The organism is Thermosynechococcus sp. FA-CM-4201 (assembly GCF_054689355.1).
Genome location: NZ_CP079920.1, coordinates 1,814,700 through 1,835,693, shown reverse-complemented (window position 1 = coordinate 1,835,693; position 20,994 = coordinate 1,814,700). Strand labels below are relative to the sequence as shown.

Here is a 20,994-nt window from a genome sequence, read left to right as displayed (position 1 = left end):
CTACATCAAGTTGCACTAGGATAGAAAGTAGGCTGCATTCACAGGAGCGTGCGCCATGCTAAACATGAATCGAGCGCCCTTTCCCTTCTGGCTAACCAGTATTGTGCTCCTTGGAGCGATCGCCCCCCTGCCTGCCTTGGCACAACGGGCGGCGGGTGACATTGTGATCATTGGCAACTCCCCCTATGACTGGGGACGCCATCAACGCTACTGGAATCATTTGCTCAACCTTTCTGGAGCAACGGCAGCCGCTTCTACGCCGACAACCTCAGAGACGCCCCAAGAAGTCGATCCCAAAGTTCTGGAACAACAGCTCCTACGCAATATCCGCGTGGGGCAGCCGCAGCTTCAGCCCGTCCTGAAGTTACCAGGCTCTTCAGTGGTGACCGGTACCGTGACGAACAATAACCGCCAACCCGTAACGATTCAATCCGTTAACTATGAGGTCGTGGGTCCCAATGGCCAAATTCTGCAAACGGGTGCAGCGACGCCAGAACCGGCAACCGTCGGTCCCGGTCAAACAGTGACCTATCAACAAATGCTCCCCACGGTGCCAGCGGATATTGGGGCACGGGTGCGGCTGAGTCAGCCAGCGGTGCAGCTCCAAGGGGGTGTCTAAACCGCTTCGCCTCGGTATCACGGGGGGAATTGCCTGCGGTAAATCTGTGGTGGCTGCCTATTTGCAGCAGCAGTATGGTGTGCCTATTGTCGATGCTGATGTCTTAGCGCGGCAGGCGGTTGCCGTCGGAACGCCCATTTATCAAGCCATTGTCGATCGCTATGGGGGTGAAATTTGCCGTAGTGATGGCAGCCTCGATCGCCCCCGTTTAGCGGAAATTGTCTTTGCTCAGCCGCAGGAGCGCCAATGGCTAGAGGCGCAAATTCATCCTTGGGTGATTGCCGAGATGGAACGAGCAATTGATACCTGCGATCAGGCTCTAATGGCCTTAGTCATTCCCCTACTGTTTGAAGCGCATCTTGAGGGCCTTGTGGATCACATTTGGGTGGTGGCCACCACACCGCAGCAACAATTAGCCCGCCTTGAGCAGCGCGATCGCCTCTCTGGAGATGCAGCCACCCAACGCCTCGCCAGTCAACTGCCCCTAGAGGAAAAAATTCGGCGGGCAGACACGGTGCTCTGGAATACCGGTTCTCTTGAGGAACTTTACCGTCAGGTGGATCAGGCCTTGTCCCTACTGGGCAGAAATGGCAAGGGAAGTTAGCCCCATGGTCACCTGTTGCAGGAAACTTTCTGGATTAATCGGCAAAGGAATGTAGCGATCAACCCCTTGGTAATTGCCCTTTGACCCCAAAATGAAAATCTTGAGTTGCTCAGGGGTGCAGCGTTGTCGCAACTGATCCACTAGCTCCTGCACATCCCCATAGCTAAAGGGTTCGGCCAAAAGCACGGCAATGGGAGTCAGTGCCAGCAACCGTTCCACTTCACCATCCACCAGCCAAATCACTTGGTAGCCAGCGGTGGTCAAAATAGAACAGATCAAGGTGGCAGTGGCCTCATCCTCACTCACGAGCACAATTCGCCCCTCAGGTTCGACCAGTACATCTGTTGTTGCTAGAGGCGGGACATCCAGCTTGAGTTTCGGGGGTTCTGGTAGAGGGTCTGAAGCGATCGCCGGCAGCCCCACCGTGAAGGTACTACCTTTGCCTTCGGTGGAGTCCACATCAATCCAGCCATGGTGCAGATCCACCCACTGCTTGGTGAGGGCTAACCCCAAACCTGCCCCGGTATAGGCACGGCCAAAGGAGCTATCCAGTTGTTGAAACTTCTGAAAGAGTAAGGGTTGCAGGTGCGCAGGGATGCCGATGCCATTGTCCTGCACTTGGAAGATCAGTTCATCCTCTTTCCACCATGCCCGCAGAATCACTTCCCCCATCGCAGGCGTGAACTTAATGGCATTGCTGAGCAGGTTAATGAGAATTTGCTGGATGCGGCGATAGTCTCCCCAAAAGCGATCGCGACTCGGGGGAATCATCAGTTGGTGGTGCAGGTTGACCTGATGGCGATGGGCTTGGGGTTTGACGACTTCAATACAGTCGGTACACAGTTGCCGAATTGAAAAGGCGCTACGATGCAGGTGCGATCGCCCCAATTCCGCCTGCGAAAGATCCAGAATGCTGTTGATCAACTCCAGTAGGTGGGTGCCACTCTCGTGGATAATTTCCAGATATTCCCGCTGTTTGGCTGTCAGAGGGCCAAGGGGCCAGCGCAATAGCGTTGCCGAAACCCCAATCACACAGGTCAGAGGGGTGCGCAGCTCGTGACTCATGGTAGCCAAAAAGTCGTTTTTAATGCGGTGGGCGGCTTCCATGGCACTTAAAGCTTCCCGCAACGCTTGGGTACGTTCATTCACCCGCTGTTCAAGGGTGGCCTTTTGCTGTTGTAGTTCGCTGTAGAGTTGCGCTTGGTAAATGGCAATGCTCAGGTGTTGACTGAGGTGGGTGAGAAACTCAATTTCTTGGGCTTGCCACTGGCGGGAGCGATCGCACTGGTGGGCAATGAGGACTCCCCAGAGTTTTTCTTGCACCAGAATTGGCACAATCAACCATGCCTTGATCTGCCAGCGGGCAGCAAAGGACTGAAGACAGGGCACCTCAGCATAGAACTGCTGAATGTCATTAACCACAATGGCCTCACCATGACTCAGGCGCTGATAGCTACTGCTGGGTAAGGCGGACCACTGCCAACATTCATCCCATAGCCCTAGGACGGATGGAATGCCCCCATCGCGGCAGGATTCATAGGTAATTTGCCCGTGCAGTTCCCCTTGGGTCTCACCAAATTGCCCCACCAACAACCGATCCACATTCAGAAACTCACGAATGCGATCCACGGCTGTTTTCAAGAGTTCAGGCAGCTCAAGGCTCTGGCGAATTTGGGTTGTTACCTGATGCAGCAGCCGTTCTTGGGCTTGGCGTTCGTTGAGGGCAGCCGTCACGAGGGGTTGGCAACTTTGGCACTGGGCAGTGGTTTCTTCACTGAGAACGGCCATCAGAGCGATCGCCAGATCAGCGGGCAACATTTGTTGCTTGGCATTTAGGGGGGTCAGTTGCTGCAAAACAGCGCGAATCAGGGGACGGCGGTTGACAGGAACTTGGCTACGGATTTTGCGCAAAAAGCGGGCGATCGCCACAGGGTCAGTGAGGATTTCCACCCGATAGGCACTCATCTGCGGTACGGGTTCTGCCTGCAACAGCAGCGCAAAGGTCTCTGCCACGACGACGAGAAAAGGGGCATCGGCAGACGCCATCACCTCTTCACGGGTAAGAACTGTTGCCCCGCGATGACTCGCTTCTGCGAGCAGGACTGTAGCGATTCGCTCGTAGAAAAATGCTGGTAAAATTCGATCAAAGACGGGCTGGCGCATAGTTTTTGAAGTTCAATCCTTGATCGGTTCATCGCAGGAAGCGGCATCGCCATGCGGGTTGCGATCGCTAGAAGCTTTTCCCATTAACTTCTGTTGTAGCGGCTCAAGGGGGACAGGGGGGAAAGCCCACCAGTTTCTTTAATGATTGTTGTCAACGTATGCATCGAATTCTTACATTAAATGATCTGACTGTTGCCACAGATAACAGCGATGTTGCATTTCTACAGCAAAGCAGTGCTCCCATTGTTATTTTAACGGCAGCGGATACGGATATTGCCCTGCTGGCTCAAGCCTACAAGCAACTCCCCACGGACTTTCCCCCTCTGCGCTTGGCGAACTTACTGCATTTACAAGCAGCAGCGGCCATTGATGACTATGGCGATCGCGTCCTAGCCAAGGCCGACGTTGTCGTGATTCGCCTTTTGGGGGGACGGGGCTATTGGAGCTATGGCCTAGAGGTAGCGCAGCAAACGGTCAGCGATCGCGGTGGGCAGTTGATCTTATTGCCGGGGGACGATCGCCCCGATCTCGAACTGATGAGCCTTTCCAGTTGGCCGCTGACCCAAGTTGATCGCCTCTGGCAATACTTCCGCGAGGGAGGACAGGACAATATTCAGCGTGCCCTAGAGTTCATTGGCCACCACGGTTGCCGTTGGGGTCAGCCCCCCCCACCCCCCCAAAGGATTCCCCGCTGGGGCACCTATCCGATTGCGGGGCAGATAGCCAGCGACTGGCCGCAGGTGGGGATTCTCTTTTATCGTGCCCATTACTTGGCGGGTAATACTGCTGTGATTGATGCTCTTGCTCAGGCTTTGATGCAGCGGCAATTGGCACCGGTTCCCGTATTTGTCTCCTCGCTCCAAGACCCAGACATTCAACAGGAGCTGCTGGCGGCCTGGCAGGGCAAGGTGGAACTGATTCTCAATACGACGGGGTTCGCGATCGCCAAACCCAATGAGGTGAACCTTTGGCAACAGTTGGATGTCCCCGTGCTACAGGTCATTCTCAGCAGCAGCACCCACGAGACTTGGCAACACCATCCCCAAGGACTGCCCCCCCGCGACCTTGCCATGCACGTCGTCTTGCCGGAGGTGGATGGCCGCATCATTACCCGTGCCGTGTCCTTTAAGGCGGTCTCCCAAATTCAACCAGCGGTGGAAACCACCGTAACCACCTATGCCCCAGCGGGCGATCGCCTAGACTGGGTCAGTGATTTGGCAGCCAACTGGCTGAAACTGCGCCGCAAAGCCCCTGCGGAACGCCGCATTGCCCTGATTTTGGCCAATTATCCCTGCCGTGATGGTCGCCTTGCCAATGGCGTGGGTCTCGATACCCCCAACAGTACGGTGGAACTGCTCAAGGCACTTCAGGCGGCTGGCTATGATCTGGGGACTGACCCTTTGCCCAAGGATGGCGATGCCCTGATCCAACACCTCAGTCGCTACCGCACCAACGACCCCGAAGGCAATCACTGGCGGCTGCCCCGCTATACCCTCTCCCTTGACACCTACCAGCACTATTTTCAGAACCTGCCAAGGGCAGTACAGGTGGCCATTACCCAACGCTGGCGATCGCCCACCACAGACCTACCCATTGCCGGTGACTGTTGGGGCAACATTTTTGTCGGTGTCCAACCCAGTCGGGGCTACGATCGCGACCCCAGTTTGAATTACCATGCCCCCGATTTGGAACCCACCCCAGCGTATCTCGCCTTTTACTTTTGGCTGCGCCATGTTTTTGGGGCGGATGCGATTGTCCATGTCGGCAAGCACGGCAATCTGGAATGGCTCCCCGGCAAAGGGATTGCCCTCAGTGATTCCTGTTTTCCCGAAATTGCCCTCGGACCTGTGCCTCACTTTTACCCCTTCATTGTCAACGATCCCGGTGAAGGTGCCCAAGCGAAACGCCGTGCCCAAGCAGTGATTTTGGATCATTTGACACCCCCCCTCACCCGTGCTGAGCTGTACGGTGGCCTAGAGACCCTCAGCCACTACATTGAGGAATACTACGCCGCTGAGCAGTTCGATCGCCCCCGTTTGAGCGTGCTACGGCAGCAGATTGAAGCCCTTGTCAAAGAGCTGGATCTCGACCAGGAAATTACCGCCCCTAATCCAGAGGAAACTTGGACAGCATGGCTGGCACGCACCGATGGCTACCTCTGTGATCTGCGGGATGCCCAAATCCGCGATGGCCTGCATATCCTCGGTCAATGCCCCCAAGGGCAACAGTTGCGGGATCTGATCATTGCCATTGCTCGTAGTCCCAGTACCCAGCATCGGGGTCTCACGCGCGCTCTGGCGACGGATCAAGGGGTGGATTTAGACCCCCTCACGGCTGATCCAACGGCGCCTAGTCCTGTCCCCGGCTATCGCTCCGTGGGCGAGTGGCAAAATGCCCTAGAGGAAGAGGCGGCAAAACAGGTGGAGAGTGTGCTGCGGGGCACCCCTGATCTCCCCTGTGGCAGCGCAACTCAGCAGGTACTGGATTGGATTCGCACGGTGCTCTACCCTGCCCTGCAACAGACCCGCCAAGAAATTGACCACTTTCTCCATGGCCTCAATGGTGGCTACGTTCCCAGTGGTGCTGCCGGTGCCCCTAGTCGCGGTCGTCCGGATGTCCTACCCACGGGACGGAATTTCTATGTGGTGGATTTGCGAGCAGTACCGACGGAGGCTGCTTGGGCGTTGGCGGAGCGATCGGCGGCAGCACTCATCGAACGCTATTGTCAAGAGCAGGGCGACTTTCCCCGCAGCCTTGGCCTCTCGGTCTGGGGCACAGCAACAATGCGCACGGGGGGCGACGATATTGCCCAAGCCCTTGCCCTTTTGGGGGTTCGTCCTGTGTGGGAGGGTGCCTCGCGACGGGTGGTGGATTTAGAGGTGATTCCCCTGTCGCTGTTGGGACGGCCGCGTGTGGATGTGATGCTGCGAATTTCTGGCTTTTTCCGCGATGCCTTTCCCAACTTGATTGCCCTCTTTGATGAGGCCGTGCAGCGGGTGAGCCAGTTGGATGAACCCCCGGATCAAAATCCCTTGGCGGCTCAAGTGGCCAAAGAAACGGCCTATTGGCAACAGCAGGGTCTCCCCTTGAATCAAGCTCAAGAACGGGCACGCTTTCGCATCTTTGGTTCCAAACCCGGTGCCTATGGGGCGGGACTCCAAGGACTGATCGAAGCCCAAAACTGGCAGGGAGATGACGATCTTGCCCGCGCCTACATCCACTGGAGTAGCTACGCCTACACGGGGGAAGCCCACAGCCACAATGCAGCGGAAGCCCTAGAGCAGCGACTGAGTCAATTGCAAGTGGTGCTGCAAAACCAAGACAACCGTGAGCATGATCTATTGGACTCCGATGATTATTACCAGTTTCAGGGGGGCTTGACCGTTGCCGTGCGATCGCGATCGGGGCAGCAGCCCACGGTTTACTTTGGTGATCACTCACGGCCAGAGCAGCCGAAAATTCGCACACTCCAAGAAGAACTGCTGCGGGTCTATCGCTCCCGCGTCATTAATCCCAAATGGCTCGCAGGCATCAAGCGTCATGGCTACAAAGGTGCCTTTGAAATGGCAGCCACGGTAGATTATCTCTTTGGCTATGCCGCCACAGCTCGCTGTGTGCCCGACTATGTGTTTACAGGCGTTGCTCAGACCTATTTGCTTGACAGCGAAACGCAAGCCTTTGTGGTGCAGCATAATCCTTGGGCACTGCGGGATATGGCCGAGCGACTCCTCGAAGCTGCCCAGCGCCAACTGTGGCAAGCACCTGCTCCGCAGATCTTAGACCGCCTGCGAGCGATCGCCCTAGAGGCCGAAGGCTTGATTGAGGGCAAATTTAGCCCCTAGCATAATCTCAGCGCCTTCGGAGAAATATCCGCCCGAAATCAGTCATCAACAGTATTGCAGTCTTGGCTGGATAGGCTTTGCCGTTGTTGAATATCAGCCCAGATATCTTCAAGGGTCAGCTTATCAAGCCATTCGTGGCGTTCCCTAGTATAGTCACCACTGCCATGATCATACTGGTGAATAAAGCGAATCGTATCAGCATAACCGAGGGCGTTAACCAATGCCCTAAATCCCTTGCGTTTCAACTCGACTGGCGTCATCATCGGTGATCTCCTTAATCAATCTGTGGTAGCTGTTATCAGCCATATCAATGGATTCTGAATTTCTACATTTAGTTGATTGATATGGGTGCTTGCTTTACGCAATAGGCGATCGTCAGTAGTAAGAAAAATATCAACATGAGCAGCCTCAGCACAGGCAATGTGAAGAGCATCAAAAGGCTTGAATCCTAAGTTTTGCAGACTGCTAGCTCGCTCCATGATTTCTGAAGTAACTCTTATACTCATCTTAACCATAGCCAGTAAATCTATGACCTGTTGCTTCCTAGTGATTTCAGGCGTTTGAGCAACCTCTGACTCGATAGCTGTGCTACCCACAAGTAACCAATCACCTGTTTGGCAACGTTCTAAAATAGTAACTATTGCTTCAGCTTCTAAGTGGATCCGAGGTTGGCTCCAGTCGTCAAAGGGGCGGTTCAGACAACACACATCCATGTAGATTTTATAAGTCTTGCTCATTAAATTTCCTGAGTGATGGCCCCTTTCCAAAATATGGGGTATGTAGAGGAATTCGCTCCCGTCCAATCGCAGTCTTGACTGTTTTTAAGTGTGCTTAATCATTGTGAAGGGCTTAATACAGCAAAATCAAGCGCAACACCCGCGCGATCGCTGCCACCAAGCAGACAATCACCAACTGCCCCGGCAAGGCAAAAAGCGAATACTGCTCTAGTAACTCCACCAAGGGTTGACTCAACTGCCCTGCAAGGGCCAGACCACTGAGGTAGAGGGCACCGCAGACATGAATGAGCACCAGTCCCGCTAGGCCACTCAAGGCAAGCCATTCCAGACTCACTCGCTTTTGGGGGCGAAAAGCCAGCCAACCACAGACCCAAGCCCCCGGCACAAAACCCAACAGGTAACCGAATGTCGGTTCACGCCAATAGTCCAGACCACCCCCCTGGGAAAAAACCTGAAAGCCACTCAGCCCCAGAATCAAATAGGCCACCTGTGAGAGGGCTGCGGCTTGCCGTCCCCCCATACATCCGACCAAGAGAACCGCTGCTACCTGATAGGACACGGGTAACGCATACACGGGAACGGCGGCCCATGAACTGGGCAAAACCAATTGCCCTTCCTCATTGAGGAGGTTGGGGATGGCGATCGCGGCTTCCATGAACGTTCCGGCCACAGTTAGGAGGAGGCCTAAAATCGCCCACAAAAATTCATCGAGGGGTGACAAGTCGTTTCTCAAGAGCGCTGCAACACATTCGGCGTAACTGACGGCGTCGGACTCGTATAGCGAAACGTGAGATCCGTATCTCCCATCATGATAATGTCCCCATGGTGTAATACCCGCTCATCCAATAGGGGGGTGCCGTTAATCAATGTGCCATTGCGACTATTGTTGTCACGAATCAGGTACAGTAGCGCATTGCCGCGTGGCCGTAGTTCAATGGTTGCCTGATGTCGGGAAATATAGGGGTCATGGATAATAATGTCACAGTCGCTGGCACGGCCAATTTTCCAGAACGCTTTTCCTGCGAGGTGATACTTGCCGACCACCGTACCTTGGGAGCGCACAATCAGCCATGCTTGTTTGTCAACGTCTGGAAGGCGGGTCATAGGGGTCTGCCACGGATACTTTTATCATACGTACTCCATCCGTACTTTTGGGACGGGCTGAGGCTCTGAAAACCTGTGGAAGTCCGGAATTGAATGTTTTTAATTAAGTGATTTGCGGGTGTCACCTTCAGTAGTTGCACGGATAACAAAAGGTTATTGAGTGTGTTTAGATGAAGGTAGTCAAAAGATATTCAATACTTTTTAAGGTTCAGTTGTGAAGCAAACATAAGGCGTTTTTAGCACAAAGCTTTCACCCGTCAATGATGCAAAATAGCTGGGTGATTTTATTCCCTTTAATTGACTTCTTGTGAGTTTCCTATGAACAAGCCGGCTTCAGATTCTGTCTCCCATTTAAGCCAAGTCTCCCCTTTGACGGAGATTAAAAATCAGGTTGTACCGACTCAGCAACTGAAGCTACGGCGATCGCTCCTTGCCAATCTGTTAGTGTTCGCAGCCGGATGTGGCATCCTTGCCTTTGCAGGCTTGTTTCTCTACCGCCATTTAACAACAGTGCGCAGTCGTGATGCGGTCATTAATGGCGTAATTGTGAATGTGCGTGCTCCAGAGGAAGGAACGCTGGAGGAACTTGAGGCGCGGGTCGGCGAGTTTATCGAACCCACAGATGCCCCCTTAGCGCTCATAGAAAATGACTATGTCAGTCAAGGTAACGCCCGAGAAGTTGAAAAATGGTTAGAACGGCGGCGGGGAGAATTAGAAGCTGCTCAGGCAAAGCTAGCTCAGTTACAGGGACTCCTCGCCTCTGCCCAACGGGATCAACGCAATCAACAGGTGCTCGAAGTTGAACAAACCCAGCGCCAAGTGGCTGCTGCCCAAGCAGAACTCGCGGAGGCTCAGGCCAATCTTGCCGATGCTAAGGCACGCCATCAACTCGCAAAAATTAACTACCAGCGCTTTCGCCAGTTGGCGCAGCAGGGAGCGGTACCCCAAGCCCAAGCAGATGCGGCTCTAACGGAATTACAGCAAAGCCAAGCCCAAGTGGCTGCTCGTCAACGGAATATGCAAGCTGCGGCTCGCACCGTTGAGGCTCTCAAGGCCGATGCCCGTGCTGCTGAATTGGGGCTGACACTGCGCAACACTCGCAGTAACTATGACCCCCGCCTACGACTGCAAGAGTTACAAATTCAGATTGGCGAACAGCAGGCGATCGTCAAAGGCATTCAACGGGAAATCGCTGCCCAACAACGACAGGTTGCCCAAGCCCAGCGAGAGGTTGCTCAGCGCAAAGTGGTACAGGTGGCTGCTCCGATTGCCGGTTATGTTTGGCGGGTGGATGCGCGTCCGGGGATGTTTCTCGGTAAGGGGGATCAAATTTTGCAGTTGTTGGATTGTCAGCGGCGTTGGGTGGATGTTTTTGTGGATGAACAATCGTTGCGGCTGATTCATCCGGGCACGCGGGCAAAAATTGAACTCTATGGGGACAAAGGGAAAGCACTCTGGGGCACAGTGACCAATATTCGCTCTGGTTTAGGTCGCCTTAACCCCGGCGATGATCAGGTGATCCCAATTCCCCCAAACTATCCGCGTCAAAGTCAAGTGCGTGTCGAGCTCGATTCTCAGCAAGACTGGGGCAAGGGTAACTTCTGTTATGTGGGCTACACGGCACGGGTGACCTTTCAAATTAGCCCCTAGGCTTTTATACCTATCCTAAAGGATGCTCAATCCTTCATAGTTGCCTTTTATCTAGGCAATAAGGGATATTGATGCAACTTTATTCTTGACCCTGTGAAGTGCAGTACCGTTCATAGATAAGATTAAATCTAATTAGTCTTGTCCATAGGCATAAGCGGGGTTTATGTTGCAATCATTTGCGGACACAGTATGGCTCGTTCCCTTCTACTCGCTGGCGGGAATGGTGCTGTCCTTGATTTGGTCACCGGGGATTACTCGGAAAACGGGACCTCGGCCAGCGGGCTATTTGAATATCTTGCTCACGTTTTTCTCCTTTGTTCATGCACTGTTGGCCACGGTGGCGATCGCCAACCAACCGCCGCAGTATTTGCACTGGACGTGGCTGGATGTGGCGGGTCTGCACTTTGACATTCCCGTTGAAATTTCGATTTTGACGACCACTGCCCTGATGCTGATCACGGGCTTGAACCTCATGGCTCAGGTTTTTGCCATCGGCTACATGGAGATGGATTGGGGCTGGGCGCGGTTCTATGCCCTGTTGGCGCTCTTTGAAGGGGGGATGGCCGCGCTTGTGCTCCTTGACTCCCTCTTCTTCAACTACGTTGTCCTAGAAATTCTCACCCTTGCCACCTATTTGCTCATTGGCCTTTGGTTTAACCAGCCTTTGGTGGTGACCGGTGCCCGCGATGCCTTCCTCACCAAGCGGGTGGGAGACTTGGTGCTCCTGATGGGGGTGTTGGCGATTTATCCCCTTGCTGGCTCTTGGAACTACGACGATTTGGCAGCTTGGGCAGCCACGGCGCAGGTGAACCCGACGCTGATTACGCTGATTTGTCTGGCTTTGATTGCAGGACCAATGGGGAAATGTGCCCAGTTTCCGCTGCACCTGTGGTTGGATGAAGCGATGGAAGGCCCGATTCCCGCTTCGATTCTGCGGAATGCCATTGTTGTGGCCACGGGGGCATGGGTACTCGTTAAGTTAACGCCTGTCCTGAGTCTTTCGCCTGTGGCTCTGACGGCGCTGCTGGTGATTGGCAGTGTCACTGCCTTGGGGGGAACCCTGATTGCCATTGCTCAGGTGGATATTAAGCGTGCTCTGTCCTATTTGGTCAGCGCCTACATGGGCTGGGTGTTTATTGCTGTCGGTCTTAAGGAGCCGGGCTTAGCCTTTGTCTTTATCCTCACCTATGGGGTGGCAATGGCACTGTTAATGATGAGTATTGGTGCCATTATCTGGAATAGCATTACCCAAGATCTACGCCTGCTGGGTGGGCTGTGGTCACGGCGTCCCATTTCTGGCATCTCATTCCTCGTTGGTTCAGCAGGACTATTAGCGTTGCCGCCCTTGGCAGGCTTTTTACCGCAGGCGGAATTACTGGATGCGGCCTTTGCCCAACTGCCTTGGGTCGGGGTTGTACTGCTGCTGGTGAATACGTTTGCTGCCTTTAGCCTAGGTCGCACGTTCTGTCTGATTTGGGGCGGTGAAGTCAAACCGATGACGGCGCGATCGCCCGAGGTCTTTTGGCCGATGATTTTGCCGATGACCGTTGATCTGGGGTTGGTGCTGCACTTGCCCATTCTCATGTGGCGCTTTGATTGGGTGATTTGGACCCATCCTTCCTTGACCACCGCCGTTGCACTGACCGTAACTGCTCTGGTGGGTTGGGGTGCCGCCGCATGGGTCTATCTCGGCAAAGCCATTCCCAAACCTGTGCAGTTTCCCCTACCGTCGGTACAGGATCTGCTGGCCTACGATTTCTATACGCCGAAGCTCTACAAGGCCACCGTGGTGGGAGCAGTGGATATGATTTCCCGCATTACCGCTTGGTTTGATCGCACGTTTGTGGATGGCACGGGTAATGCCTTTGGCGTGGTAACACTCCTAGGGGGCGATCGCCTGAAGTACAGTACAACCGGTCAATCCCAAGCCTATATCCTCACCATCTTGATGGGGGTCGCCATTCTGGTGATTGCCATTTGTTGGCCACTGCTGGCTTAGTGCTCCATTCCTTGAGGTTCTTGCCCTATGCTGACGCTGTTAATTGTTTTGCCCGTCATCGGTGCGCTGCTGATGCCGCTGCTGCCAGAACGAGCCTTGCGTTCGGTTGCTTTGGTGAGCGCCGGTGTCACCTTTGCCCTGTCCCTCTGGATGCTGACGCAGTTTGATGTCCAGCAGACCGCACTGCAATTTACGGAATTTGTGCCGTGGCTGTCACCCTTGGGATTGAACTATTCCCTGGGTGTCGATGGGTTGTCCCTACCCCTGATTGTCTTGGGGACGTTCTTGACCCTTGTGGTGGTGTTCACGGGTGAAAAAAGTGCCCATCGCCTCTTTTATGCCCTTGTCCTCCTCGCCAATGCCGGGGTTACCGGTGCTCTGGCTGCCCAAAATCTGCTCCTGTTCGTGCTTTTCTACGAACTTGAGTTAGTGCCCTTTTATCTCCTGATCTTGATCTGGGGTGGGCAACGGCGTGAACAGGCCGCCATTAAGTTCCTCATCTATACCGCAGTTTCGGGCATTCTTGTCCTCGCTGCCTTTTTGGCCATGGGTTGGCTGACCCACGCTCCTAGTTTTGACTATGCCGATATTCAAATGGCTGGCTTGGCACCCACGACCCAAGGGATTCTGCTGTTGCTGTTGATCTTGGGCTTTGGCATCAAAATGCCCCTGGTGCCCCTCCACAGTTGGTTGCCCGATGCCTATGTAGAAGCCTCAACCCCGACAGCCATTCTCCTTGGGGGGGTACTGGCGAAGCTGGGCACTTATGGCTTGGTGCGTTTTGCCCTAGGCTATTTTCCAGAGGCTTGGGGGCAGTTTTCTAGCCTCTTGGCGATCGTGGCGGCAGTGGGGATTACCTATGGTGCCCTTGCAGCCATTGCCCAAAAGGATATTAAACGGATGGTGGCCTACAGTTCGATTGGCCACATGAGCTATGTCCTCTTGGCGGCGGCAGCCCATACGCACCTCAGCATGGTGGGGGCGATCGCCCAAATGATTAGCCACGGCTTGATTCTGGCGCTGCTGTTCTATCTCGTGGGTGTGATTGAAACCAAAGTGGGCACCCGTGAACTGAATGTGCTCAATGGGTTGCTCAATCCGCTGCGCGGCCTACCCACCACCAGTGCCCTTTTGATCTTGGGCGGCATGGCTAGTGCTGGTATTCCCGGACTGGTGGGCTTTGTCGCTGAATTTCTCATCTTCCAAGGCAGCTACGGCACATTCCCAATTCCCACCCTGATTGCGGTTGTTGGGACGGGTTTGACAGCCGTTTACTTTGTGATTTTGATTAACCGCACCTGTTTTGGCCGCCTTGATAATGCAACGGCCTACTACCCTCGGGTGGTTTGGGCAGAAAAAATGCCCGCCATTGTCCTGACCCTGTTGATCCTATTCTTGGGCGTCCAGCCCACGTGGCTCGTGCGTTGGAGTGAAACCACTAGTGCCCAAATTGTTGCGGCAATACCGAGTGCAACGGAAATTGTGGCCAGTTTACCCCAATAGTTAGGAGAGTATCCCAATGGTTCAAGCGATCGAGCGCCCCAGTTCGGCAAAACTGCCCCCACTGGATCACCCCCTAGCCGATATTATTTACCGCCTCGAGGCGGGGGGTGCCCTCATTCCCGACACGCCAGTGAACCTGATGAAGATCATCGGCATGTACAAGGCCTATTCGATTCCGATGGATTTCTACTGGCGGGATTTGCTCTACCTCGGTGAGCGGGTCTTCATTAATCCCTTTCCCTTTTTCAAGTATTTCCCGACCAAGGAATACTTTGATCTGCCCAACCACTATGCTGGCGATACAGCGGATCTGCGGATTTGGCGCGGCCCCGCCCATGCCCACCCCGAACTGATGGCGTTCATCGAGAAAGGGGAAACGGGCAAGATGCCTCGCCTGCTGCACCACCTGTGGCACGATCGCATCAACATGGAGTTTTCCGAAGACTTGGCGCGAGCCATGATGTGGCACCGCATGGGGGGTGAGTTAGACATTTACCTTGACTCTGAGGAGTACAAAGCCGCCGCCGATAAGGCCATTCGCGCCTACTTCAAACGCAACCCGCTGATGCTCGGGCTGTACAAGCTCTTTCCTGACCTCTTCTTGGAGCAGGCTCGCCAAGCCACCTACATGAACGTGCTGGGGCTGTTTTGGGAAGTGATGGCACCCGTCTTCTTTGAGATTAGCGATCGCTACGATGACGGCAGTATTACCAGCGTCAAGGACGCCATGAACTTCTTGGTCAATGGAATTTTTGCCATTGCCGGTCGCCCCATTTACCACCATGTCTATATTGATGACGAGGTGCATGTCCTTGTGCCCAAGGAAAAGGGCTTTATGTGGCTCTATGAAGCGGCCTTCCCCTATGTGGAAGCGGTCTTTTACCGCACAGCGCCCTTCCGGGGAACCAAGTCCTACAATGCCCAAGCCAATCAGGTGCCCACTGATCAGGTGGACTTCCACTATGGCATTCTCTTTGCCGATAAATTCCCTGTGGGGACGGCGGGGATTCCACCCACGTTGCTCCACCAAGATATGTATCACTTCCTTCCCCAATACCTGAAGGATTACTTCCACCAGCACTGTCGCGGTGAGGATGATATTTTGGTGCAGTTGGGGATTGCCTTCCAGCACTCTATGTACACGGTGACCTCTGCCGTTTTGCAAGCAACCCGTGCCGCCTTCTACTATCCTTTGGATGATCCGAATCCCGAGCACCTGATGGCGAACCGCCGCTTCTTTGTGGCGCAAATGGATCGCTTTATTCGACCCCAGTACGGGATTGCTGAGGCCTGCAAAATCCGCAATGTCCAAGATCCCAATTATTTGTAGGGAGTTGTAGGACAAGACATTAGGGAGAGGGGGTGTGTCTCTTCTCCCTTTTTGCTAGGCTGGAATCAAAGTGAATTTTTGTAACGAGGTAGAGCCGTGGCCAACGTCGAAATCTATACGTGGTCTCGTTGTCCTTTTTGTATTCGGGCAAAGCAGTTGCTGACGCGCAAAGGGGTGAAATTTACCGAGTACGTCATTGATGGCGATGAAGCGGCTCGTGCTGCAATGGCGCAACGTGCCCATGGCCGGCGATCGCTCCCGCAAATTTTCATTAACAACGAGCACATTGGCGGCTGCGATGATCTCTATGCCCTAGAGGCGCAAGGCATCTTGGATACGCTCCTGCAAGCGGCAGCCTAGCGGAATGCCTGTGGATATTGCCTTTATCATTGACCCGATCGCCAGCCTTGACCCCGGCCACGATACCAGTGTGGCCTTGATGGAAGCAGCGCAAGCGGCAGGCGCACAGGTGTGGGTAACGGAAATTTCCCAACTGCTGATCCGCGAAGGTCAAGTATGGGCGGCAGTGACCCCAATCCAGTTATCGCCCGTGCAACTCGTGGCTGGCCAGTGGCAGATTCCCCAACCTTGGTTTCAGGCGGGTGCAGTGGAATGGCGACCCCTCAATACTTTTCGAGCGGTGTGGATGCGCAAAGATCCCCCCGTGAATACCGCCTACCTCTATGCCACGTACTGTCTTGATTTAATCGATCCGCAAACCACCCTTGTCCTCAACTCGCCAGCGGGGTTACGCCATGCCAATGAAAAGATGTATGCCCTGCAATTTACGAGTGTGATTCCCAAGACGATTGTGACTGGAGACAAGCAGCGCATTCGTGAATTTGTGCAGCAGCAGGGCATGGCAGTGCTCAAACCCCTAGGGGGCAAAGCGGGGGAAGGCATTCTCTTTTTGCAGGCGGGCGATCGCAACCTCAATTCAATGATTGAAATCAGTACCCAACGCGGACAACTGCCCGTGATGGTGCAGGAGTATCTACCAGCCGCCAAGGAAGGCGATAAACGAATCATTCTCCTCAATGGTGAACCCATTGGTGCGGTGAATCGGATTCCCACAGGGGATGAATTTCGGGGCAATATGGCCACAGGGGGACGGGTGGCCGCCGTCGAAATTACAGAGCGCGATCGCCAGATTTGTCAAACCTTAGCCCCTGCCCTGCGGCGTGATGGCCTCTATTTTGTGGGGATTGATGTCATTGGTGGCTATTTAACAGAAGTGAATGTGACTAGCCCCACTGGTATTCGCGAGATCGATCGCCTGAATAATACTCGCCTCGGTCAACAGGTGATGGCTTGGCTATTGGGCTAGGACAGTAATACTTAACTACTCAGGGGATGTGACTCTCTTCCTTTTGCCTATAATTGATAAACTGGATTTTTTGACGAGTCTATGAGTCGCGGCACACTCTTCGATAAGGTTTGGGAACAGCATACGGTGGCTACACTGCCTTCAGGGCAAACACAACTGTTTATTGGCCTGCACCTCATTCACGAAGTCACGAGTCCCCAAGCCTTTGCCATGCTGCGGGAGCGGGGGTTGCCGGTGCTGTATCCGCAGCGAACTGTGGCGACGGTGGATCATATTGTGCCAACAGATACGGTGGCGCGTCCTCTCCAAGATGCCCTTGCCGAAGAGATGTTGCAAGCCCTTGAGGCGAATTGCCGCGCTCACAATATCCCTTTCTTTGGGATTGGCTCCGGTCGTCAGGGCATTGTCCATGTGATTGCTCCTGAGCAGGGGTTAACGCAACCGGGGATGACGATCGCCTGCGGGGATAGTCATACTTCGACCCACGGCGCTTTTGGCGCGATCGCCTTCGGCATTGGTACCAGTCAAGTGCGGGATGTTTTGGCCACGCAGACCCTTGCCCTCAATAAGCTAAAAGTCCGCAAAGTGGCAGTCAATGGCTCCCTTGCTGCTGGGGTCTATGCCAAGGATGTGATCCTGCACATTATTCGCCACCTTGGTGTCAAGGGCGGTGTCGGTTATGCGTATGAGTTTGCTGGCAGTACCTTTGCCCAGATGTCCATGGAAGAGCGGATGACAGTCTGCAATATGGCCATTGAGGGGGGTGCCCGCTGCGGTTATGTCAACCCCGATGAGACCACATTTGCCTATTTGCAAGGTCGGCCTTTTGCACCCCAAGGAAAAAATTGGGATCAGGCAGTGGCGTGGTGGCGATCGCTAGCCAGTGATGCGGATGCTGAATACGATGATGTTGTGACATTTGCGGCTGCCGATATTGCACCGACGGTGACATGGGGCATTACCCCCGGCCAAAGCGTTGCGGTGGATGAGACCTTGCCCACCCTAGAGAGTTTGCCAGAGGCGGAACGGGCGATCGCCGCTGAAGCCTATGCCTACATGGATCTGCAACCGGGGCAGCCCATTCAAGGCACCAAAATTGATGTCTGCTTTATTGGCAGTTGCACCAATGGCCGCATCAGTGATCTGCGGCAGGCTGCCAAAGTTGTCGAAGGGCGCAAAGTTAAACCCGGTGTCAAAGCCTTCGTTGTCCCCGGTTCAGAACGGGTGAAAGCGCAAGCCGAAGCGGAGGGTCTCGATGTCATTTTCCAAGCCGCAGGGTTTGAATGGCGCAATCCCGGTTGCTCGATGTGCCTCGCCATGAATCCCGACAAGCTGCAAGGGCGTCAGATCAGTGCCTCTTCTTCCAATCGCAACTTCAAAGGACGCCAAGGATCGGCAGCGGGACGGACGCTCCTCATGAGTCCAGCGATGGTGGCCGCCGCAGCCATTACGGGTGAAGTCACAGATGTGCGGGCATTCCTTTGATGTCCTGCTCTTTAATAGATATCAAGTTCTTTATCAGCCCCGTCACATTCCCTGAAGTGTGAAATCAGCCTCTTGAACAATGGAGACAAGGGGAGGAGCGGTTTATTTTTCCAATCTTTCCAAAAGGAGGCTGTCTATGAAAATGTTACAGGGCTTGCTGGGCGCAGTGGTTCTGGGTATCGCCTCTGTTTTGCCCGCTGCTGCCGAAACCCTGATTTCTGATAGTGGTCTAACTGAAATCTATGACTACCAATTTAGCCACTTTCCGGGAGATGTCCTGAGCTACACTACCAAGATTAATGGCCGAGTCTATCAGGGCACCATTAACGTCACGGGAATCGGCAATGGACTGGTGCGCGGTTTTTTCAGCGATCGCGATCTTGGCGGTAACTTTGGCTGTAGTGGCGAAGTAACCATCCAGTGGGTGCGGGATAATCGCTATATTTCTGTGTGGCGAGTTGGCGGTACCTATACACCGCGTCTCCAATGTCCACAAGCGGGCACCACGGCTCGTCTGAATATGCGCCTCTACCCCTAGAGAAATCAACCATACTCCTGTTCTGTAATGCGCCAGCGCGCCGAAAGAACACTGGGTTCTAAACTCAAGCGGCTCACCAGCCCTTCCACAAAGTCATCATTGCGCTCTTGACTGAGGAGTTCCGCTTCAATGTGGACGCGATCGGGGATGTCTTCAATATCCTCGCTGAGGAGCGATCGCAACTTCAGCCGACTGCCCGCCAATGACTGCAACAGCAGTGCCCGCAAATGAGCCTCTGCTTCAGCACGGCAGACAATATCACAGCGATAGCACAACTCCACTTCGGTACCCTTGAGGGGCTGCTGATTGATGCGATAGCCAAGGGGACGCAAGAGCAAATTGGCCATGAGCACTGCCACTGCTCCTAAGGTTGCCTGATAGAGTAATCCCGAACCGCACAGTGCCCCCACTGCTGCTGCACACCAGAGAGTCGCTGCCGTATTCAAGCCCCGCACTGAGAGGCCTTCCCGCAGGATCACGCCCCCGCCGAGAAACCCAATACCAGAGACAATTTGGGCGGCAATCCGCGTTGGACTGGCTTCCCCCGGCGTCAAAGCCGAGAGCATGACAAATAGTGCTGCCCCCGTTGCTACGAGGGTGTTCGTACGCAGACCGGCCATGCGTTGCCGCCATTGTCGCTCCAAGCCGAGGGCTGCCCCAAGACAAAAGGCCGCCACCAAACGCACAATAAAATCGCTCGTTGACATCGGTTAAAACGACAGCCCTAGGAAGGCACTCACGAGATAAAAATAGAGTAGGAGCCCTGTAAAGTCTTTAATAGTTGTGATAAACGGATCCGCCGCTGGACCGTGATCAAAGCCAAGCTTCAGCAAGATCCAGGGAAGCAAGGCACCGAGAACCGCAGCAAAGGTGATCACCACAAAAAGGGAAAGTCCCACAGCCAACCCCAGTTGGGGAATTCCATTGGGTAGCCCTTGCCAGAGAAGGGCAATCAAGCCGCCAGCGGTTCCCAAGATGAGACCCATGATCGCACCAATGCGAAACTCGCGAAAGAGATAACCGCCATAGCGACGAATATCAATGTGCTGCCAAGCAAGGCCTCGGGCGAAGACAGTGGTGGATTGGGTACCGACATTACCTCCCATGTCCATGACCACAGGAATAAAAATGGCCACAGCAACCACAGCTTCGAGAACTTCCTCAAAGTACTGAATGACGCCGCCAACAATCATGCCGCCAATGAGGGTAATGATCAGACAGATAATCCGCAGTTGCACCGCGTAGCGAATGGGGCCACGTACCAAGCGTTCACTCCAAACCTGATCACGGTTGAGCAAGTTGCCCACGCCTGCTTGCGCCAAAATTGTCCCTGTGGCCTCTTCTTCGATCAGGTCAATCACATCATCAAAGGTGATATCGCCCACCAGTCGCCCCTCTTGATCGACAACGGGAATGGCCGGGACATCGTATTCCTTGAGGAGTTTAGCTGCTGCGAGTTCCGGCGCGGTCACAGCGATCGCTAGCTCCTGTCCTTGTACCAAATCTTGAAGCGGCTGGTGGGGATTTGCTTTCATCAACTGAATCGGCTGCACAAAGCCACGATAAAAGCGCTGTTCATCAATCACGAAAATAATGCTCAGGTCATCGGTATCTAGGGAACTTTCGCGAATACTGGCGATCGCCTCCCCCACGGTCAAATGTTGCCGCAGCGCCAAGTAGCGCAAATTCATCCGCCGACCAATCGTGCCCTCAGGATAGCCCAACAGCAAGTTCACTGCATCCCGCGATTCTGGACTCAATTGACTCAACAGGCGTTTGGTGACCTTGGCGGGCAATTCCTCAAAGAGCCGCACCCGTTGATCCGCCTCAAGGGCTTCTAGAAAATGGAGAATCTCTGGATCGGTCATCCCTTCAGTCAGGGTCGCTTGCTCATCCGGAGTCAGGGCTTCAAAGACCGCGATCGCCTTGTCTTTTTCGAGGAGGCGAAAGGCCAATACCCGCTTGTGGGGGTCAATTTGGCGCAGGGCACGCACTAGCTCAGGAATCGTCAATTGGTTGGCTGTCCGCTTGGCAGCACCGAGACCCTGAGGATAGGTCAGCAGATCATCGAGGGGATTGATTACCATCGCATT

At 54.2% G+C, this 20,994-nt stretch carries 18 protein-coding genes; 11 read left to right on the top strand and 7 right to left on the bottom strand.

Going from position 1 to position 20,994, the window contains the following annotated elements; translation table 11 throughout:
• Positions 1-55 precede the first annotated feature (55 nt).
• Together KV190_RS08905 and coaE are read left to right on the top strand one after the other, a co-directional pair.
• Complete coding sequence (locus tag KV190_RS08905) at positions 56-619, top strand: FxLYD domain-containing protein (RefSeq protein ID WP_460192919.1); 564 nt, start codon at positions 56-58, stop codon at positions 617-619.
• Positions 612-1,223, top strand: a complete 612-nt coding sequence (gene coaE, locus KV190_RS08900) for a dephospho-CoA kinase (RefSeq protein WP_460192917.1) — start codon at positions 612-614, stop codon at positions 1,221-1,223. Before KV190_RS08905 ends, coaE begins: the two co-directional genes overlap by 8 nt.
• Here coaE and KV190_RS08895 read toward each other — a convergent pair.
• Entirely contained in the window at positions 1,194-3,386 is a 2,193-nt protein-coding gene (locus KV190_RS08895; RefSeq protein ID WP_460192915.1) for a hybrid sensor histidine kinase/response regulator, read from the bottom strand. The two genes, coaE and KV190_RS08895, sit on opposite strands and share 30 nt — an antisense overlap.
• A gap of 158 nt (positions 3,387-3,544) precedes the next feature.
• Here KV190_RS08895 and cobN point away from each other — a divergent pair, with 158 nt between their 5' ends.
• The gene (gene cobN / locus KV190_RS08890; RefSeq protein WP_460192914.1) at positions 3,545-7,228 is read left to right on the top strand and encodes a cobaltochelatase subunit CobN; all 3,684 of its coding nucleotides are present in this window, start codon (positions 3,545-3,547) and stop codon (positions 7,226-7,228) included.
• Between the two features lie 38 nt (positions 7,229-7,266).
• Here cobN and KV190_RS08885 read toward each other — a convergent pair whose 3' ends face one another.
• From KV190_RS08885 to KV190_RS08870, 4 genes are all read right to left on the bottom strand, one after another.
• Positions 7,267-7,488, bottom strand: a complete 222-nt coding sequence (locus KV190_RS08885; protein WP_460195258.1) for a hypothetical protein — start codon at positions 7,486-7,488, stop codon at positions 7,267-7,269.
• 18 nt (positions 7,489-7,506) lie between these two features.
• Positions 7,507-7,965 (bottom strand): type II toxin-antitoxin system VapC family toxin, encoded by a 459-nt coding sequence (locus tag KV190_RS08880; protein WP_460192913.1) that lies wholly within the window; start codon positions 7,963-7,965, stop codon positions 7,507-7,509.
• Positions 7,966-8,077: 112 nt separating this feature from the next.
• Complete coding sequence (locus tag KV190_RS08875; protein WP_460192911.1) at positions 8,078-8,686, bottom strand: biotin transporter BioY; 609 nt, start codon at positions 8,684-8,686, stop codon at positions 8,078-8,080.
• 8 nt (positions 8,687-8,694) lie between these two features.
• Complete coding sequence (locus KV190_RS08870; RefSeq protein ID WP_460192910.1) at positions 8,695-9,069, bottom strand: FHA domain-containing protein; 375 nt, start codon at positions 9,067-9,069, stop codon at positions 8,695-8,697.
• Positions 9,070-9,387: 318 nt separating this feature from the next.
• Between KV190_RS08870 and KV190_RS08865 the strand changes: the two genes are divergently transcribed.
• From KV190_RS08865 to KV190_RS08830, 8 genes are all read left to right on the top strand, one after another.
• Positions 9,388-10,719, top strand: a complete 1,332-nt coding sequence (locus KV190_RS08865; RefSeq protein WP_460192908.1) for an HlyD family secretion protein — start codon at positions 9,388-9,390, stop codon at positions 10,717-10,719.
• A gap of 163 nt (positions 10,720-10,882) precedes the next feature.
• The gene (locus KV190_RS08860) at positions 10,883-12,718 is read left to right on the top strand and encodes an NAD(P)H-quinone oxidoreductase subunit F (protein WP_460192904.1); all 1,836 of its coding nucleotides are present in this window, start codon (positions 10,883-10,885) and stop codon (positions 12,716-12,718) included.
• A gap of 27 nt (positions 12,719-12,745) precedes the next feature.
• Entirely contained in the window at positions 12,746-14,221 is a 1,476-nt protein-coding gene (locus tag KV190_RS08855) for an NADH-quinone oxidoreductase subunit M (RefSeq protein WP_460192903.1), read from the top strand.
• Between the two features lie 16 nt (positions 14,222-14,237).
• Positions 14,238-15,551, top strand: coding sequence for a CO2 hydration protein (locus KV190_RS08850; protein WP_460192901.1), 1,314 nt, complete (start codon positions 14,238-14,240; stop codon positions 15,549-15,551).
• A gap of 96 nt (positions 15,552-15,647) precedes the next feature.
• Entirely contained in the window at positions 15,648-15,911 is a 264-nt protein-coding gene (gene grxC, locus KV190_RS08845) for a glutaredoxin 3 (protein WP_206201279.1), read from the top strand.
• A gap of 10 nt (positions 15,912-15,921) precedes the next feature.
• Positions 15,922-16,878 (top strand): glutathione synthase, encoded by a 957-nt coding sequence (gene gshB, locus KV190_RS08840; RefSeq protein ID WP_460195257.1) that lies wholly within the window; start codon positions 15,922-15,924, stop codon positions 16,876-16,878.
• 81 nt (positions 16,879-16,959) lie between these two features.
• Positions 16,960-18,363 (top strand): 3-isopropylmalate dehydratase large subunit, encoded by a 1,404-nt coding sequence (gene leuC, locus KV190_RS08835; protein WP_460192899.1) that lies wholly within the window; start codon positions 16,960-16,962, stop codon positions 18,361-18,363.
• A 136-nt stretch (positions 18,364-18,499) separates the two neighbouring features.
• On the top strand, positions 18,500-18,901 hold the full coding sequence (locus KV190_RS08830; RefSeq protein WP_460192896.1) for a hypothetical protein: 402 nt from the start codon (positions 18,500-18,502) through the stop codon (positions 18,899-18,901).
• A gap of 5 nt (positions 18,902-18,906) precedes the next feature.
• Here KV190_RS08830 and KV190_RS08825 read toward each other — a convergent pair whose 3' ends face one another.
• Together KV190_RS08825 and mgtE are read right to left on the bottom strand one after the other, a co-directional pair.
• Positions 18,907-19,608 (bottom strand): MgtC/SapB family protein, encoded by a 702-nt coding sequence (locus KV190_RS08825; protein ID WP_460192895.1) that lies wholly within the window; start codon positions 19,606-19,608, stop codon positions 18,907-18,909.
• A 3-nt stretch (positions 19,609-19,611) separates the two neighbouring features.
• Complete coding sequence (gene mgtE, locus KV190_RS08820; RefSeq protein WP_460192893.1) at positions 19,612-20,988, bottom strand: magnesium transporter; 1,377 nt, start codon at positions 20,986-20,988, stop codon at positions 19,612-19,614.
• Positions 20,989-20,994 lie beyond the last annotated feature (6 nt).

Coding starts and splice junctions, on each gene's coding strand:
- KV190_RS08825 (WP_460192895.1), bottom strand. CDS start 19,608: ATGTCAACGAGCGATTTTATTGTGCGTTTGGTGGCGGCCTTTTGTCTT.
- KV190_RS08905 (WP_460192919.1), top strand. CDS start 56: ATGCTAAACATGAATCGAGCGCCCTTTCCCTTCTGGCTAACCAGTATT.
- KV190_RS08855 (WP_460192903.1), top strand. CDS start 12,746: ATGCTGACGCTGTTAATTGTTTTGCCCGTCATCGGTGCGCTGCTGATG.
- KV190_RS08860 (WP_460192904.1), top strand. CDS start 10,883: ATGTTGCAATCATTTGCGGACACAGTATGGCTCGTTCCCTTCTACTCG.
- KV190_RS08850 (WP_460192901.1), top strand. CDS start 14,238: ATGGTTCAAGCGATCGAGCGCCCCAGTTCGGCAAAACTGCCCCCACTG.
- KV190_RS08885 (WP_460195258.1), bottom strand. CDS start 7,488: ATGACGCCAGTCGAGTTGAAACGCAAGGGATTTAGGGCATTGGTTAAC.
- KV190_RS08870 (WP_460192910.1), bottom strand. CDS start 9,069: ATGACCCGCCTTCCAGACGTTGACAAACAAGCATGGCTGATTGTGCGC.
- mgtE (WP_460192893.1), bottom strand. CDS start 20,988: ATGGTAATCAATCCCCTCGATGATCTGCTGACCTATCCTCAGGGTCTC.
- cobN (WP_460192914.1), top strand. CDS start 3,545: ATGCATCGAATTCTTACATTAAATGATCTGACTGTTGCCACAGATAAC.
- KV190_RS08865 (WP_460192908.1), top strand. CDS start 9,388: ATGAACAAGCCGGCTTCAGATTCTGTCTCCCATTTAAGCCAAGTCTCC.
- KV190_RS08830 (WP_460192896.1), top strand. CDS start 18,500: ATGAAAATGTTACAGGGCTTGCTGGGCGCAGTGGTTCTGGGTATCGCC.
- KV190_RS08880 (WP_460192913.1), bottom strand. CDS start 7,965: ATGAGCAAGACTTATAAAATCTACATGGATGTGTGTTGTCTGAACCGC.
- KV190_RS08895 (WP_460192915.1), bottom strand. CDS start 3,386: ATGCGCCAGCCCGTCTTTGATCGAATTTTACCAGCATTTTTCTACGAG.
- leuC (WP_460192899.1), top strand. CDS start 16,960: ATGAGTCGCGGCACACTCTTCGATAAGGTTTGGGAACAGCATACGGTG.